The 14,672-nt window shown below is 65.9% G+C and carries 16 protein-coding genes; 11 read left to right on the top strand and 5 right to left on the bottom strand.

From position 1 onward, the window contains the following. Positions 1-191: 191 nt before the first annotated feature. Genes HNP02_RS19210 through HNP02_RS19190 form a run of 5 tightly spaced genes read left to right on the top strand, consistent with a single transcriptional unit; the run spans position 192 to position 5,067 of the window. Positions 192-1,355: an aromatic ring-hydroxylating dioxygenase subunit alpha gene (locus HNP02_RS19210; RefSeq protein WP_184441378.1), complete on the top strand. Its 1,164-nt coding sequence runs from the start codon at positions 192-194 to the stop codon at positions 1,353-1,355. Between the two features lie 11 nt (positions 1,356-1,366). Next, positions 1,367-2,752 carry a type III glutamate--ammonia ligase gene (gene glnT / locus HNP02_RS19205; RefSeq protein WP_184441376.1) on the top strand — a complete coding sequence of 462 codons (1,386 nt, stop codon included), beginning with the start codon at positions 1,367-1,369 and terminating at the stop codon, positions 2,750-2,752. Further along, entirely contained in the window at positions 2,752-3,567 is an 816-nt protein-coding gene (locus tag HNP02_RS19200; protein ID WP_184441374.1) for an SDR family NAD(P)-dependent oxidoreductase, read from the top strand. The genes glnT and HNP02_RS19200 overlap by 1 nt, the downstream gene beginning before the upstream one ends. After that, the gene (locus tag HNP02_RS19195) at positions 3,564-4,307 is read left to right on the top strand and encodes a creatininase family protein (protein ID WP_184441372.1); all 744 of its coding nucleotides are present in this window, start codon (positions 3,564-3,566) and stop codon (positions 4,305-4,307) included. The genes HNP02_RS19200 and HNP02_RS19195 overlap by 4 nt, the downstream gene beginning before the upstream one ends. A 22-nt stretch (positions 4,308-4,329) precedes the next feature. Beyond that, positions 4,330-5,067 carry a helix-turn-helix domain-containing protein gene (locus tag HNP02_RS19190; protein ID WP_309241625.1) on the top strand — a complete coding sequence of 246 codons (738 nt, stop codon included), beginning with the start codon at positions 4,330-4,332 and terminating at the stop codon, positions 5,065-5,067. 3 nt (positions 5,068-5,070) lie between these two features. On the opposite strand, the gene HNP02_RS19185 is transcribed toward HNP02_RS19190, so the two are convergent. After that, positions 5,071-6,078: an aldo/keto reductase gene (locus tag HNP02_RS19185; RefSeq protein WP_184441370.1), complete on the bottom strand. Its 1,008-nt coding sequence runs from the start codon at positions 6,076-6,078 to the stop codon at positions 5,071-5,073. 132 nt (positions 6,079-6,210) lie between these two features. Here HNP02_RS19185 and HNP02_RS19180 point away from each other — a divergent pair, with 132 nt between their 5' ends. Continuing rightward, positions 6,211-6,639 carry a CBS domain-containing protein gene (locus HNP02_RS19180; protein WP_184441368.1) on the top strand — a complete coding sequence of 143 codons (429 nt, stop codon included), beginning with the start codon at positions 6,211-6,213 and terminating at the stop codon, positions 6,637-6,639. Positions 6,640-6,652: 13 nt separating this feature from the next. Continuing rightward, positions 6,653-7,273 (top strand): GNAT family N-acetyltransferase, encoded by a 621-nt coding sequence (locus tag HNP02_RS19175; protein ID WP_309241624.1) that lies wholly within the window; start codon positions 6,653-6,655, stop codon positions 7,271-7,273. 15 nt (positions 7,274-7,288) lie between these two features. On the opposite strand, the gene HNP02_RS19170 is transcribed toward HNP02_RS19175, so the two are convergent. Further along, positions 7,289-7,717 carry a DUF3887 domain-containing protein gene (locus HNP02_RS19170; RefSeq protein WP_184441366.1) on the bottom strand — a complete coding sequence of 143 codons (429 nt, stop codon included), beginning with the start codon at positions 7,715-7,717 and terminating at the stop codon, positions 7,289-7,291. A gap of 206 nt (positions 7,718-7,923) precedes the next feature. Next, positions 7,924-8,526, bottom strand: a complete 603-nt coding sequence (locus HNP02_RS19165; protein WP_255506673.1) for a type II toxin-antitoxin system PemK/MazF family toxin — start codon at positions 8,524-8,526, stop codon at positions 7,924-7,926. Positions 8,527-8,625: 99 nt separating this feature from the next. On the opposite strand from HNP02_RS19165, the gene lepA reads away from it, so the two are divergent. Then, positions 8,626-10,473, top strand: a complete 1,848-nt coding sequence (lepA, locus tag HNP02_RS19160) for a translation elongation factor 4 (RefSeq protein ID WP_184441718.1) — start codon at positions 8,626-8,628, stop codon at positions 10,471-10,473. A 69-nt stretch (positions 10,474-10,542) separates the two neighbouring features. After that, complete coding sequence (locus tag HNP02_RS19155; protein ID WP_184441362.1) at positions 10,543-11,262, top strand: sensor domain-containing protein; 720 nt, start codon at positions 10,543-10,545, stop codon at positions 11,260-11,262. 7 nt (positions 11,263-11,269) lie between these two features. Here the strand turns inward: HNP02_RS19155 and HNP02_RS19150 are convergent, their stop codons facing one another. Continuing rightward, on the bottom strand, positions 11,270-11,743 hold the full coding sequence (locus HNP02_RS19150; RefSeq protein WP_184441360.1) for a helix-turn-helix domain-containing protein: 474 nt from the start codon (positions 11,741-11,743) through the stop codon (positions 11,270-11,272). A gap of 89 nt (positions 11,744-11,832) precedes the next feature. On the opposite strand from HNP02_RS19150, the gene HNP02_RS19145 reads away from it, so the two are divergent. Both HNP02_RS19145 and HNP02_RS19140 read left to right on the top strand, forming a co-directional pair. Continuing rightward, the gene (locus tag HNP02_RS19145) at positions 11,833-12,324 is read left to right on the top strand and encodes a tautomerase family protein (RefSeq protein WP_184441358.1); all 492 of its coding nucleotides are present in this window, start codon (positions 11,833-11,835) and stop codon (positions 12,322-12,324) included. Positions 12,325-12,739: 415 nt separating this feature from the next. Beyond that, positions 12,740-14,170: an LLM class flavin-dependent oxidoreductase gene (locus HNP02_RS19140; protein ID WP_184441356.1), complete on the top strand. Its 1,431-nt coding sequence runs from the start codon at positions 12,740-12,742 to the stop codon at positions 14,168-14,170. Position 14,171: 1 nt separating this feature from the next. Here the strand turns inward: HNP02_RS19140 and HNP02_RS19135 are convergent, their stop codons facing one another. Continuing rightward, on the bottom strand, positions 14,172-14,669 hold the full coding sequence (locus HNP02_RS19135; RefSeq protein WP_184441354.1) for a GAF domain-containing protein: 498 nt from the start codon (positions 14,667-14,669) through the stop codon (positions 14,172-14,174). Between the last annotated feature and the right edge of the window lie 3 nt (positions 14,670-14,672).

Genomic DNA, 14,672 nt, shown 5'->3' with positions numbered 1-14,672 from the left:
AAGGACCCGCCGACCGCCGACCGGTCGCCGGGCAGCACAGTAACGGCACAGGTTTCGATAACTCATTGAAATTGTGGCCTGAAGCCAGTGGTAGTTCGACGTTTTGCCCAGATACGAGCCAGTGAGGGTTTCAATTAGTCATTTACCACGACGAAACAGCCCAGCAACAGAACCTGCCTATCGTCGGGTCCATGACATTCGACTACTCACGACTCACCGCAACCTGTGGGGTCGAGTCACCCGAGAACGCGGTCACCCTGCCGCCAGAGGCCTACGGCAGCGACGAGCTGTACGCCGCCGAAGTCGACCGGGTATTCAAGCGCGGCTGGATTCCGCTCTGCCGCGTCGAGCAGGTTCCCATCGACGGGAGCTACTACAGCATCGACATCCTCGGCACACCGCTCGTCGTCACCCGCGACCGCAAGTCCGACATCCGGGTGTTGTCGCGCAACTGCACCCACCGCTGGATGGAGGTGTGCACCGGCGCGGGGGAGGCCAACGTCCTGCAGTGCCCCTACCACCTCTGGTCCTTCGGGCTTGACGGTCATCTCGCAGGAGCACCCGAGATGAAGCAGTCTCCTGGGTTCGACCGGAAGGACTATCCGCTCACGCAATTCCGGCACGAGGTGTGGAAGGGCTTCGTGTTGGTGAACCTCGACGGGCAAGCGGAATCCTTGGCGAGCCAGTACGCGGCGCTGGATCCGATCGTCGACGTCTACGACCTGGAGAATTACCAGACCGTCGAGCAGACCGACTGGGGAGTGTGCGAGTGGGACTGGAAGATCATGGTGGACAACTTCATGGAGTGCTACCACCACATGGGCCCGCACCGCGGATCACTCGAGGACCAGTTCCCGGCTTCCCTGAGCTACACCGGTGAGGTCGGCGACTACTTCACCACGATGTGGTCGGGGCAGGCTCCCGGCTACCCCGCGGAGCCGCCGTTCCTCGCTCCCGGCGCCCCAACGCTGAGTCCTGAACACCACCACAAGTCGCTCATCTTCATCGGCTATCCGCTGCTGCAAATCGCGATGGGCCCCGCATACATGTACTGGCTCAAGGTACTTCCGCTCGGGGCTGGCAAGATCGAGCTACAACTCGACATCTGTATGTCACCGGCCGCGCTGGCTGCGCCGGGGCTCGAGGAACGCCGCAGCCAGTTGGTCAAGACGATCTGCGACATCCACCGCGAGGACCTCGATGCCTGCACGGCCGTCCAGCGCGCCGTCCGCTCAGGCGTGACGGGCGTGGGCAGGCTCTCGCACCTCGAGCGGCCGCTCTGGGAGTTCTATCGCTACCTCGGCCGTGAACTCGGAATCATCAGCAACACCGCCGATCTCGCGTCGACGGCGTAACGGGAGAAGACATGACCGCCACATTGAACGGCCAGCCGTCGCACACTCGGACGGCAACGGAAGTCACGGAGGTCGCCGAACGGCTGGCGGCCTCCGGCGTGAAGTACGCCGCGATCAGCTTCGTCGACATGCACGGCAAGCCGAAGTCGAAGATGGTGCCGCTCAACCACCTCGACCAGGCATCGCGCGGTTCGGAGATGTTCACCGGCGCCGCCCTCGATGGGGTACCGCAGGACGTCAACGACGACGAGGTCGCACCGCACCCCGATCTGGACGCGGCGATCATTGCCCCGTTCAACCGCGAGATCGCCTGGTTCCCTGGTGATCTCTGGATCGGGGAGACCCCGTTCGAGGCCTGCAGCAGGCAGATCCTCAAGCGCGTGACGGCGGACGCTGCGACGTTGGGCTACACCTTCAACCTCGGCATCGAGACCGAGTTCTTCCTGCTCACCGACGACCGTGTCGGCACACCGGCGCCTGCCAGTCCCGACGATGTTCTCGACAAGCCGTGCTACGACCTTCGCGGCATGTTGCACAACTACGCGGTCGTCGACGAGATCGTCTCGGCGATGAACGAACTCGGTTGGGATGTCTACTCATTCGACCACGAGGACGGCAACGGCCAGTTCGAGACCGACTTCACCTACACCGACGCGGTGTCGATGTCGGACCGGTTGGTGTTCTTCCGCATGATGGTCGGCGAGATCGCTCGCAAGCACGGATTGTTCGCGTCGTGGATGCCCAAGCCGTTCGCCGACCGGACCGGCAGCGGTGCCCACTACAACATGTCGCTGGCCGACACCGCTGGCGTCAACCTGTTCGCCGACCCGGACGATCCGCGCGGCTGTGGGCTGTCCAACCTCGGATACCAGTTCACCGCAGGCGTGCTGCGCCACGCATCGGCGATCTGCGCGGTGATCGCCCCGACCGTCAACAGCTACAAGCGACTGGTCAAGCAGGGCAGCATGTCCGGGCTGACGTGGGCACCGATCTTCGCCTGCTACGGCGACAACAACCGCACCAACATGCTCCGCATCCCCAGGGGCGGCGGCCGGGTCGAGTGCCGCGCTGCCGACAGCGCCAACAACCCGTATCTCGGTGCGGCGCTGGTCCTCGCGGCAGGACTGGAGGGCATCCGCGAAGGCCTCGACCCCGGGGACCCCAACCGGGACAACCTCTACAACCTGTCGGAGGCCGATCTGCTCGAACGCAACATCGGATGGCTGCCCCGCTCCCTCGGGGAGGCGATCGACGCACTCGAAGCAGACCCGCTGGCGCGCAGCGTGTTCGGTGATGCGATGTTCGAATCGTACGTCGCAGCGAAGCGGTCGGAGTGGGACTCCTTCGCCGCCCACGTGTCGTCGTGGGAAACCGATCGCTACCTGAGGTTCTGGTGATGACGTCGGGATACCCGGTCGCGGTGGTGACCGGCGGAGGCCGTGGGATCGGCGCGGGTATCAGCAAGGCGCTCGCACGGAATGGATTTCACGTGGTGATCGGGTGGACCTCCGACGAAGCCGCCGCGAAACAAACCGCGGCGGACATCGAGGAGGCCGGCTCGACCAGGACGGTCCTGGTTCGCGGCGACGTATCCGACCAGCACACGTCCGCCGACCTCGCCACAGCCGCCGTCGCCGAATTCGGGCGACTGGATTGCTGGGTAAACAACGCCGGCTACATGGAGGCCGGGTCGATCCTGACGCTGACCGGCGATCAATTGCGGCGCTGCTTCGAAGTCAATTTGCTGGGCACATTTTACGGCATTCAGAGTGCCGTCGAGGTGATGCGGTCTTCCGGCGGGCTAGAGCGAAGCGACTCGGGGAAGGGTATGCGCGGCCGGATCATCAACATCTCCTCGGAGGCAGGTATCCGTGCTTGGCCGCTCTACGGAGCGTACGCACCCTCGAAGTTCGCCCAGATAGGCCTTGGACAGGTGGCGGCTCTGGAGCTCGGTGGAATGGGCATCACGGTCAACACGGTGTGTCCCGGCATCATCGAGACCGATATGGTCCTCAGCAAGTGGGGCGCCGAATCGGCGATCACGGGCAGTTCGATTGACCGGATTCGCGCCGACGTCACGGCCGAAACGCTCACCGGCGCGCTGTGCACGCCTGAGGATGTCGGCGAAGCGGTTGTTTGGTTGGCGAGCCCGGCAGCGAAAAACGTGACCGGACAGTCCATCTGTGTGAACGCCGGGGTGACGTTGCATTGAACCACCGATGGAATGAGCTCACTTCGGCGCAGCTGGCCGACCGCATCGACGCCGATCCGGATTGCGTGGCACTGATACCCGTCGGGGCCACCGAACAGCACGGACCACACTTGCCGGTCGGTACCGACACCATCATCGCCACCGAACTCGCAGAAGCCGCGGCCGGGGAGTCGGCCGTCGTCCTGCCTGCGCTTGCGTTCGGCGCCAGCTTCTTTCACGGCTCCAAACTGGCAGGGACGGTGGCGTTCTCTGGTGAGGAGACCGCAGCGGCGGCCAGCCTCCTCGCCGAGGCGTGCGTCGACTCGGGCTTTCGCCGCGTGCTGTTCGTGAACGGGCACGTCGGCAACGCAGCGCCGCTCTGGATCGCCTGCGATGGGTTCCGCCGAGTGTTCGCCGACCGCAGGATCGGCGTCATGCAATGGTGGGATCTGACCCCCGACATCGCCCGGCGCGCCACCGAGGACGCGCTCGACTGGCATGCGAACGCCGCGGAGACCTCGATCATGCTGGCGTTGCGGCCCGAACTGGTCGACACCGACAAGATGCAGACCGCCGACGATCCCGACCGGACGGAGGGCAGCGTCTTCCGGTATGCGGTTCAGCACGTGTCCACCAACGGCGTGACGGGCTACCCGTCGCGGGCCACGAAGTCGTTCGGCCTCGAACTGTGGCGCGACGTGGTCTCGGCCGCACGCGACACGGTCGAGCGCGCCCACGACGAGCAAGCACCGCTCGGCTAGCTGCGGCAGTACGATTCGCATCGTGTCGACACCCGAGCGCCGGGCGCCGGTTCGTGCCATCGGACGCCCACGCAACGATGCCGATGCGGCGCCGACGGCATCGCCCCGCGCGGGGATCGTGAACGCCGCGACGAAGCTGTTCTCCGAAAAGGGCTATGCGCAAACGACGATGAGCGACATCGCCCGCGCGTCGGGCCTACAGCAGTCGTCGCTGTACTACTGGTTCCGCAACAAGGAACAGCTGCTGCAGGAGGCCCTGCTCGTCAACCGGGCGCCGTTGAAGTTCATTGCGGAGGTGGGCGCCGGTTCCGGCTCGCCGGCCGTCAAGCTGTATCGGCTGTTGCGGTTCGACACCATGCAACTGGCGATGTCACCGATCGACTTCAACGAGATCCAGCGCATCGCACACGAGCAGCGCAACGAATTCCACCAGTTCTGGACGGATTACGAGCGACTCAAGGACTGGGTCGCCGACCTCATCGGAGCGGCGATCAACGAAGGCAAGTTCATCGACTGCGACAAACAGGACACCGCCGCGTTGCTGCTCAACTTCGACGAAGGTGCACAGAAGCGGACCCGCCTGCACACCGATCAGGGGGACCGGGTCGACGAGGCGATCCGCGTCGGCGAACACGTCGCGATCATCGCCGTGCGCGGACTGCTCAAGCGGCCCAGCGAGATCGAACGCATCCGTGCGCAGGCCGCGCAATTCGACGACGCCGCCGTCGCATTGCAGATCGCCCAACCGCCGCCGGACTGACCGCTATTCGCGGCCGGCCGACACCCACGACAAGTCGCCGAACCGATGTCCCGACACCGCGGCACCCGCCGCGTCGAGCGCCGCAAGCTGCCCGTCGGTGAGTGCCACGTCCAGCGAGTTGAAGTTCTCCTCGACGCGGGCCGCGCGGCGGGTGCCAGGAATCGGCACGGCGGCCACCCCCAGTTCGTCGGCGCGGTAGCGCAGCCAGGCCAGGGCGACCTGGGCGGGCGTGGCTTCACGCTCGTCGGCGACGGCGCGGATCACGTCGACCACCGCCAGGTTGGCCTCCAACGCGCCATCGGCGAATCTCGGCATCGTGCGCCGGAAGTCCGATCCGGCGGCCAGGTCGGACGCAGACTGGACGGTGCCGGTCAGGAACCCGCGGCCAAGCGGCGAGTACGGGACGAAGCCGACGCCGAGTTCGGCCGCGGTGGGCACCACGTTGGGTTCGACGTCGCGGCTCCAGATCGACCATTCGCTCTGCACGGCGGCGATGGGGTGGACCGCCACGGCGGCGCGCAGTTCGTCGGCCGTGACCTCGGACAGTCCCAGGTGGCGCACCTTGCCCGAGGCGACCAGTTCGGCCATCGCTCCGACGGTCTCCTCGATCGGCACGGTGACGTCTCGGCGGTGCATGTAGTACAGGTCGACGACGTCGGTGTTCAGCCTGGCCAGGCTCTCGTCGATGGACTCGCGGACGTAGGCGGCGTCGCCGCGGGCGGCCAACTGGCCCGCCGCCCGGTCAGCCGGGTTGCCGACGATGCCGAACTTGGTCGCCAGCGTCACCTCGTCGCGACGGTCGGCGAGAAGCCGGGCGATCAGCCGCTCGTTGGCGCCCCCGCCGTACACGTTGGCGGTGTCGATGAACGTGACCCCCAGGTCGACGCTCCGGTGCAGCGTGGCCAGGGAATCGTCGTCGTCCACCTCGCCGTACACCGGCGTCAACGCCATTGCGCCGAAACCGATTGCGCTGACCGTCAATTCATCGCCGAGTGTGACTGTTTCGGTCATCAATCGCTCTTTTCTGCCGTTTGGGTCAACAGCCTCGTCAACCGGCTCGGCCGAGAATCTGTTCCTTCGCTGTCAGCGGGGCGTATTTTGGGTGGTGACTCGATGTGAGCCATGTCACAAAGGAGGCGCCCGGTGCGGATCTCAGACGTGTTGAGGAACAAGGGTGGGACGGTTTCCACCGTAGGCCCGGACGTGACGGTCGGCGAGCTGCTCGACGGACTCGTCACGCGCAACATCGGGGCGATGGTGGTGGTCGGACCGGGCGGGCTCGTCGGCATCGTCTCGGAGCGCGACGTGGTGCGCAAACTGCACGAACTCGGCGTCGGACTGCTCGACCGGCCTGTCTCGGAGATCATGACGGCCAAGGTGATCACCTGCACACCCGCCGACTCGGTGGACAGCCTCAGTGCCCTGATGACCACGAACCGGGTGCGCCACGTGCCGGTCATCGACGGCGGGGAGTTGACCGGAATCGTCAGCATCGGCGACGTCGTGAAGACGCGCATGGAGGAACTGCAGACCCAGCAGGAGCAGCTGGAGGCGTACATCACCCAGGGGTGAATAGGGTGGTTGCGTGAACAGCGTCGCGGCTCGACCCGCCACCCGCGCAGACATCGGTGCCCTGTCCGTGGCATTGGGCCGGGCATTCTTCGACGACCCGGTGATGCGTTGGCTGCTGCCGGACGCCGACCTGCGCCGACGCAAGCTGCACCGGTTGTTCGCTTCGCTGACCCGGTATCACCACCTGTCCCGCGGTGGGGTCGAGGTCGCGCCGGACGGTGACGGCATCGGCGGAGCCGCGCTGTGGGATCCACCCGGCAAGTGGCAGACCTCGCGTGTCGACGAATTGCGGGCCATGCCGGGGCTGCTGCTGGCCTTCGGGGCATCCCTGCGCAGGGGCCTCGAGGTCAGCGAGCTGATGAAGGAGGCCCACCCGGAGGAGCCGCACTGGTATCTCGCGGTGATCGGCAGCGACCCTGCGGTGCGTGGCAAGGGGTTCGGTCAGGCGTTGATGCGGTCGCGGCTGGACCGCTGCGACGCCGAGCACGCGCCCGCCTACCTGGAATCCAGCAATCCCGACAACGTGCCGTACTACGAGCGGTTCGGCTTCGAGGTCACCGGTGAGATCAAGCTGCCCAGCCGCGACGGCAACCCCGGCCCCAGCCTGGTCCCGATGTGGCGGCAGCCGCGGTAGATCGCGCCACTTGAATCAGGGGACCGGGACACCTTCCTTGAGAAAGTACAGACCCGCGATCTGGCCGTCAGAACGAACGGACAGCCGGAACTGGCCGGGCGCGTTTTGCATCTGCAAGGGCACGTTGACGACTGTGATCTTCCCGCGCGTGACGTCCTGGGGATCGCCCTGCGATTGGTACGGGCCCAACTGTTCTTGGTAGGCCGTCCAGGCCTGCTGGAGGGCGTCGGGCGACAGTAATCGGCGCATGGTCTGGTCGAAACTGACGGTGGCCGCAGTTGGGTCGCCCTGCACGATGGCGTTCAAGGTTGCCAGCGCGAGCTGGTCCGGGGTGACGGAAGCCGGTGTCGACGGGGACGTCGGCGGAGGCGCGGCCGTCGAGGTCGCGCAGCCAGCGGCGGCGATCAGCACACCCAGCATTAGGGCGCCGACTGCAGTACGCATGGACTTGAGTTCCCTTCTGTGGTCGCGAACCCAATAGGCCACTCTCACAGATGCGACGAACTTACTGGGCGGTCTTCACCGTTCGACGCGGGCGTCGAGTTCGATGAGTTGGCCGACGTAGCCGAGCAGTACACCCCGCGAACAGACGTAAAAGGCCCTTAATCTGGCCGGATGAGGGCGTTCTGCGTCTGCTCGCGGAGGGGGCGTCAGCTCCAGGAGTACTCGGCCCGCAGCCTCGCGGCGACCACCTCGAAGGTGGTGCGGTCGAGGACCGCACCCTCGCGCCGGATGCCCTCCTCGGGAACGTCGAGCACCCGATCGAGCCGGACCCAGCTGGCCCTGCCCTCGTAGTCCCAGTCGCCGCGGCCGATCCCGACCCAGTCGTGGTCGGTGTGGTGGCGGTCCTGGCTGGACAGCATGAGACCGAGCAGCGTGGCACTGTCACGGCCAACCACCAGCACCGGACGGTCCTTGCCGCGGGTCGGATCGTCCTCGTAGACCACCCAGGTCCACACGATTTCGCCGGGGTCGGCCCGGCCGTCGAGATCGGGCGAGTAGATCACCCTGCGGGCGCGGTGGGCGGTGGGAACACTGCCCTCCGTCACCGGCCGCCCGGAGGTGATCGCAGGCTCGACTTCGCTCGACGCCCCCGCGAGGGCGGCCAGGCCGGCGTCCAGCCCCATCTTGAGGCCCTGCTGGATGCCGCGCTGCAGGCTGTCGGCCTTTGGCAGCTGTCTGATCAGCTTCGGTGCCTCGTTGAACACCAGGTGTTCCGCGAGACGCTGGAACGTCTTCCACTGCGACGCCATGATTTCGAGCATAGGTGGGAGCCACGATTGTGTCGTCGCGATGGTTGCTCGATACCCTGGTACTGCCCCGCCCTTGCGTGAGCCCCGTCCGACCAGGAGATTCCCATCAGCAGTTTCGCCGACAAGACGTTCACTGCGCCGGCGCAGATCCGGAACTTCTGCATCATCGCCCACATCGACCACGGCAAGTCCACCCTCGCCGACCGCATGCTCGGGATCACAGGCGTGGTCGCGGACCGCGACATGCGCGCGCAGTACCTGGACCGGATGGACATCGAGCGCGAGCGCGGCATCACCATCAAGGCGCAGAACGTCCGGCTGCCGTGGGTGGTCAACGACGAAGAGTTCGTCTTGCATCTGATCGACACGCCGGGCCACGTCGACTTCACCTACGAGGTGTCCCGCGCACTCGAGGCCTGCGAGGGCGCCGTGCTGCTCGTCGACGCCGCGCAGGGCATCGAGGCCCAGACGCTGGCGAATCTGTATCTGGCGCTCGATCGCGGCCTGACGATCATCCCGGTGCTCAACAAGATCGACCTACCCGCCGCCGACCCGGACCGCTACGCCGGCGAGATCGCCCACATCATCGGGTGCGAGCCCGACGAGGTGCTGCGGGTGTCCGGCAAGACCGGCGTCGGCGTACGCGAACTGCTCGACGAGGTGGTCCGCCTGATCCCCGCCCCGGTTGGGGACGCCGACGCGCCCGCGCGGGCGATGATCTTCGACTCGGTCTACGACATCTACCGCGGCGTGGTGACCTACGTCCGAGTGATCGACGGCAAGCTCAGCCCGCGCGAGAAGATCAAGATGATGTCCACCGGCACCATGCACGAGCTGCTGGAGGTCGGCATCGTCTCACCCGAGCCGAAGGCCACCGAGGGCCTCGGCGTCGGCGAGGTGGGCTATCTGATCACCGGCGTCAAGGACGTCCGGCAATCCAAGGTCGGTGACACGGTGACGTCCGCGCGCAACGGGGCCACCCAGGCGCTGACCGGATACCGCGAACCGAAGCCGATGGTCTACTCGGGTCTCTACCCGGTCGACGGCTCCGACTACCCGAACCTGCGCGACGCGCTCGAACGGTTGCAGCTCAACGATGCGGCGCTGGTGTGGGAGCCGGAGACGTCGGTGGCGCTGGGCTTCGGCTTCCGCTGCGGCTTCCTGGGTCTGCTGCACATGGAGATCACCCGCGAGCGCCTCGAGCGCGAGTTCGACCTCGACCTCATCTCGACGTCGCCGAACGTCGTGTACCGGGTGGTGAAGGACGACGGTACGGAGATCATCGTGACGAACCCCTCGGATTGGCAGGAGGGCAAGGTCCGCGCCGTGTTCGAACCCGTGGTGAAGACGACGGTGATCGCCCCCAGCGAATTCATCGGCACGATCATGGAGCTGTGTCAGTCCCGCCGCGGCGAGCTGGGCGGCATGGACTACCTCTCACCCGAACGCGTCGAACTGCGGTACACCATGCCGTTGGGCGAGATCATCTTCGACTTCTTCGATTCACTGAAGTCGCGCACCCGCGGATACGCCAGCCTTGACTACGAGGCGGCAGGCGAACAGGAGTCGGACCTGGTGAAGGTCGACATCCTCTTGCAGGGCGAGCCGGTGGACGCGTTCAGCGCCATCGTCCACAAGGACGGGGCCTCCGCGTACGGCAACAAGATGACCACCAAGCTCAAGGAGCTCATCCCGCGCCAGCAGTTCGAGGTGCCGATCCAGGCCGCCGTCGGCTCGAGAATCATTGCGCGCGAGAACATCCGGGCCATCCGCAAGGACGTGCTTAGCAAGTGCTACGGCGGTGACATCACCCGCAAGCGCAAGCTTCTTGAGAAGCAGAAGGAAGGCAAGAAGCGGATGAAGACCATTGGGCGGGTGGAAGTTCCGCAGGAGGCCTTCGTCGCGGCGCTGTCCGCCGACGCCGCAAGCGACAAGCCGAAGAAGTAGCGGATGCGCCACGGCGCGCTCGGTTACCGAAAGGGCGCATTGCGTCCCTCCGTCGGTCACAATGTTGCGATGAGACATCGCCCCGTCGCTGCGGTGGCCCGCGCCTCTGCGGCGTGTGTCGCCGTCGCGATGACGGTGTTGTTGTCGGGGTGCACCACCACCGTTTCTGGCAACGCAGTGCGCGACAAGGATGCTGCCCCGCTGAACGTCGCGCCGTTGAAGGAATCGCAACTCGACGACGTGATGCTCAGCATCGGCGAGATCAACTCGATCCTCGGCTCCAAGGACATCGAGGTCGTCGACGAGACCGAGCAGATGTCGGACAACTCCCACGCCGTCTCCGACCCCGACTGCCTCGGCGTGATCTTCGGTGCCGAAGAGAAGGTCTACGACGGCAGCGCCTGGACGGCCGTCCGAGACCAGGTCTCCCGCGAACCGGGGGACGACAAGGACCACTGGGTGCAGCAGACCGCGGTGCTCTATCCCGCGGCGGACGACGCCAAGAAGTTCTTCGAGACCTCCAAGTCCGATTGGGAGCAGTGCGGTGGCTTCTCGGTAGCCGTCGACGACTCCGAGTCGAGTTACATCTGGGAGGTCGACGACGTCGGCGCCAAGGACGACCTGCTGACCCAAGTGACCACGCAGGAGGACTCCGGCGGCTGGGAGTGCCAGCACGCGTTGTCGCAGGTGTCCAACGTGACGGTCGAGACATGGGCATGCGCGTTCGGCATCAAGGATCAGGCGGCCGAGATGGCCCAGGAAATGATCAAGAACGCGGCCAAGAAGTAGGCCGCGGTCAGGCGACCTCGAGCACTCCGGGACCCGGAATGGGTTCGACGTCGCGGGCGCCCAATCCGACGTGGCCGCCGTCGCACGTGAGCTGCACGGACACCGGTTCGCCGCAGTCCCGGTGCAGGAGTCGTACCGCGGGCCCGGCATCGTCTGCGGTCCAACGGTCACCCCATTGCATCAGTGCCGCCACGACGGGGAACAGCTCACGACCCTTGGCGGTCAAGCGGTACTCGTACCGGCCGCGACCACGGTCGTCCTGGTACTCCACGCGTTCGAGCAGTCCGTGTGCCACAAGTGTTTTCAATCGCGCGGCGAGCAGATTACGTGCACACCCCAGCGCCGCGTGGAAGTCGTCGAAGCGCCGCAGGCCGTAGAAGGCCTCGCGAAGGACGAGCAAGGTCCACTTCTCGCCGACCACGCTCAGCGTCCGCGCGATCGAGCAATTGGCCGAGCTGTAGCGGAACCGATCTGTCTGCATGTCTGTAGATCATAGCTGGGTTGACTTTCTAAACCCATGACATCTAGGTTTACAAAATAAACCCAACCAGAACCACGGAGGTATGACCCATGCCCATGCTCGATGCCTACATTCCCGAAGGCGCCCTCAGCCACGGTGCCGAACAGGCACTGATGTCCGAACTGACCGACCTGCTGCTGCACCACGAGGGCGCCGATCCGGCCGATCCGCGGGCCAGGGCCATCGCGTGGGTGTTCCTGCACCGCCCCGCTGCCGTCTACGTCGCCGGTGAGCCGGCGGCTGAACCCCGCTACCGGATCGTCGCGTCGGTGCCGGAGGGCCAGTTCGACGATGAACGCCGCGCCGCCATCGTGCGCGAGGTGACTGATGCGGTGCTACGCGCCGAAGGGGCTGCCCATCCCCATGATCCGAACCGGGTGTGGGTGTTCACCAACGAGATTCCCGACGGCACCTGGGGCGGCGCCGGTCGTATCAACACCTTGGCCGACATCGTCGGCTACGTCGTTGACGACCCCGAGGCGGGCCTCGCCTACGCAGAGCGCCGGCTGTCCGGGCGCAGGGCAGCCAGCCTTTCCGGCTAGCTGAAAACGTCGACCTGACAACCTGATTGCCTGCAGCAGGTAACTGCGGGTGGTTGCAACCACGATGATCCGAATCACCGAGAGCCTGCACTGCACGCTGTCGGTACGACGAGATCGCCGTCGTCACTAGGCGTTACGCCGATCAGTCCGGCACGCCGCATCGGCGCGGCGGGCCGATCGCAAGCATTCGCGAATCGTGGGCGCCGCCGTGACGCTTTAGCGTTGCGCCTAGGGGGTCCACCGATGGACGAGTTTCGAGGCATCACACACATGATCGAGTCTTCGTGGCGACCCGTCGGCCAGATCTGGCCGTGGATCGTCGCCGTGCTCGGCGTGCTGATCGTCGTGGCGGGGGCCGTGCTGTTCACGCCATGACGCCGTTGCCTCCAGCGGACCATCCCTGACAAGGAAGCCCATGCCCAAGCCCGCCGACGACCGGCCGCTCTACTTCTCCGCGTTCGTGATGAACACGCCGTCGCACGTGATTCACGGTCTGTGGCGGGACCCGGAGGCGGCCAACCACGAGATCAACTCGCTGAGCCATTGGGTGGAGCTCGCCCGTTACCTCGACGGCGCAGGCTACGACCTGATGTTCTTCGCCGACGTCACCGGGCTGCGCTCACCGTGGAACGGGTCATACCAGCTGGTCGCCGAGCAGGGCATGCAGATCCCGACCAACGACCCGTCGGTGCTGATCTCCGCATTGGCCACCGCCACACGGAATCTCGGACTGGTGTACACCAGCTCAATCGCCCAGGCCCTGCCGTTCGACTTCGCCCGTCGCATCTCCACACTCGACCACTACACCGAAGGACGAGTCGGCTGGAACATCGTCACCAGTTTCTCCGACAACACCTACCGAAACTTCGGCCACGACAAGCTGGTCGAACACGATCTGCGCTACGAGATCGCCGAAGAGTACGTCGACGTCGCCTACAAGTTGTGGGAGGGCTCCTGGGACGAGGATGCCCTGCGCGCAGACAAGCAGGCCGGCGTGCACGCGGATCCGTCGAAGATTCACAAGATCAATCACGTCGGGCCGCACTATTCGGTGGAGGGACCGCACTTCGTCACGCCGTCGCCGCAACGCACGCCCGTGCTGTTCCAGGCGGGCGCGTCGCCGGTGGGGCAGCGGTTCGCTGCCCGCAATGCCGAGGGCGTCTTCATCTCGAGCCCCGACCCAGAGTCTGCTCGCGGCCTGATCGACGAAACACGGGAACTCGCAGCCGGTTACGGGCGGGATCCATACGACGTGAAGTTCTTCCAGGGACTGTCGTTGATCGTCGGCCGCACCTCGGAGGAGGCCAGGGACAAGGAAGCCAGGATGGAGGAGCTGGTCTCCCTCGAAGGCGTCCTGTGCCACATCCTCGGCGATGCCGGCATCGACGCGGGAGCGCTGCCGTTGGACACACCCCTGTCCGACCTCGGTGAGTTCCGCGGTGTGCAGGGTTGGGTCCGGTGGGCGGGGGAGGCCGCGGGCACGTCCGAGCCGACGATCGCCGACCTTGGCCGGGCCTTCGAGCGCAGCAGCCGCATCGTGGGGTCACCGGAGGAAGTGGCCGACAAGCTCGAGGAGTGGCGCGATGCCGGCATCGACGGCGTCAACGTGTTCCACGCCGTGCGGCCCGACACGTTCATTGACATCGCCGAACTACTGTTCCCGGAACTACGCAGGCGCGGCCTCCTGGGGGACGACAAGTCAGGCACGTTGCGGCACAAGCTGTCCGGTGGGGGCGCCGACCGACTGCCCTCGACGCACCCTGCGGCGAAGTACCGCGGAGCGTTCACCGACAACTCGCTGGCCGACCGGATCTCCGAGCCGCTGACGCTGCCCGCCAGGGTCTGACTCAGCCAAGGGCCGTGCCGTCCTGCCGAACGATCTGTTCCACCTCGCCGCGCAGGCGAGCGAGTTCGGCGCGCTGTTCGTCGGTGTAGTCGCGTGCGGAATCGTCGAGCACGCACACCGTTCCGACGACCGTGCCCTCTGCGTCGTGCACTGCGAGGCCCAGATAGTTGTGCAGTCCGAACTCGGTCTCGTCCTCGTTGCCCGAGAACGTCGCGTCATCGCGGGAGTCGCGGACGAACAGGTCGGAATCCGCGTTGACGACGTTCTCGCAGTAGAGCGGAACCCGCGAATCGTCGTCACCGGCCTTCTTTCCTCCGGCGCCAACGGTGTAGTGCTTGGTCGCCTCACCTGCGGTGGCCGCGACGACCATCGAATCGGGCTCGGAGCGCATCACCAGCACGGACTTCACGCCGAGCTGATCGACGACCTGTTCGAGCCGTGACGCCAGCGGTGCCAGCGCGGAGGTGGTGCCGGTGCGATGAGGTTGCGGTGTGGTCATGAC

It is taken from the genome of Mycobacterium sp. AZCC_0083, assembly GCF_014202335.1.
In the GTDB taxonomy this organism is placed as follows: domain Bacteria; phylum Actinomycetota; class Actinomycetes; order Mycobacteriales; family Mycobacteriaceae; genus Mycobacterium.
The sequence above is the reverse complement of the archived record's forward strand: the minus strand, read 5'-3'. Positions and strand labels throughout refer to the sequence as shown.

Excerpts from the sequence above, each read along its gene's own strand:
- HNP02_RS19210 (WP_184441378.1), top strand. The coding sequence starts at position 192 with ATGACATTCGACTACTCACGACTCACCGCAACCTGTGGGGTCGAGTCA.
- glnT (WP_184441376.1), top strand. The coding sequence starts at position 1,367 with ATGACCGCCACATTGAACGGCCAGCCGTCGCACACTCGGACGGCAACG.
- HNP02_RS19200 (WP_184441374.1), top strand. The coding sequence starts at position 2,752 with ATGACGTCGGGATACCCGGTCGCGGTGGTGACCGGCGGAGGCCGTGGG.
- HNP02_RS19185 (WP_184441370.1), bottom strand. The coding sequence starts at position 6,078 with ATGACCGAAACAGTCACACTCGGCGATGAATTGACGGTCAGCGCAATC.
- HNP02_RS19170 (WP_184441366.1), bottom strand. The coding sequence starts at position 7,717 with ATGCGTACTGCAGTCGGCGCCCTAATGCTGGGTGTGCTGATCGCCGCC.
- HNP02_RS19165 (WP_255506673.1), bottom strand. The coding sequence starts at position 8,526 with ATGGCGTCGCAGTGGAAGACGTTCCAGCGTCTCGCGGAACACCTGGTG.
- HNP02_RS19155 (WP_184441362.1), top strand. The coding sequence starts at position 10,543 with ATGAGACATCGCCCCGTCGCTGCGGTGGCCCGCGCCTCTGCGGCGTGT.
- HNP02_RS19150 (WP_184441360.1), bottom strand. The coding sequence starts at position 11,743 with ATGCAGACAGATCGGTTCCGCTACAGCTCGGCCAATTGCTCGATCGCG.
- HNP02_RS19145 (WP_184441358.1), top strand. The coding sequence starts at position 11,833 with ATGCCCATGCTCGATGCCTACATTCCCGAAGGCGCCCTCAGCCACGGT.
- HNP02_RS19140 (WP_184441356.1), top strand. The coding sequence starts at position 12,740 with ATGCCCAAGCCCGCCGACGACCGGCCGCTCTACTTCTCCGCGTTCGTG.
- HNP02_RS19135 (WP_184441354.1), bottom strand. The coding sequence starts at position 14,669 with ATGACCACACCGCAACCTCATCGCACCGGCACCACCTCCGCGCTGGCA.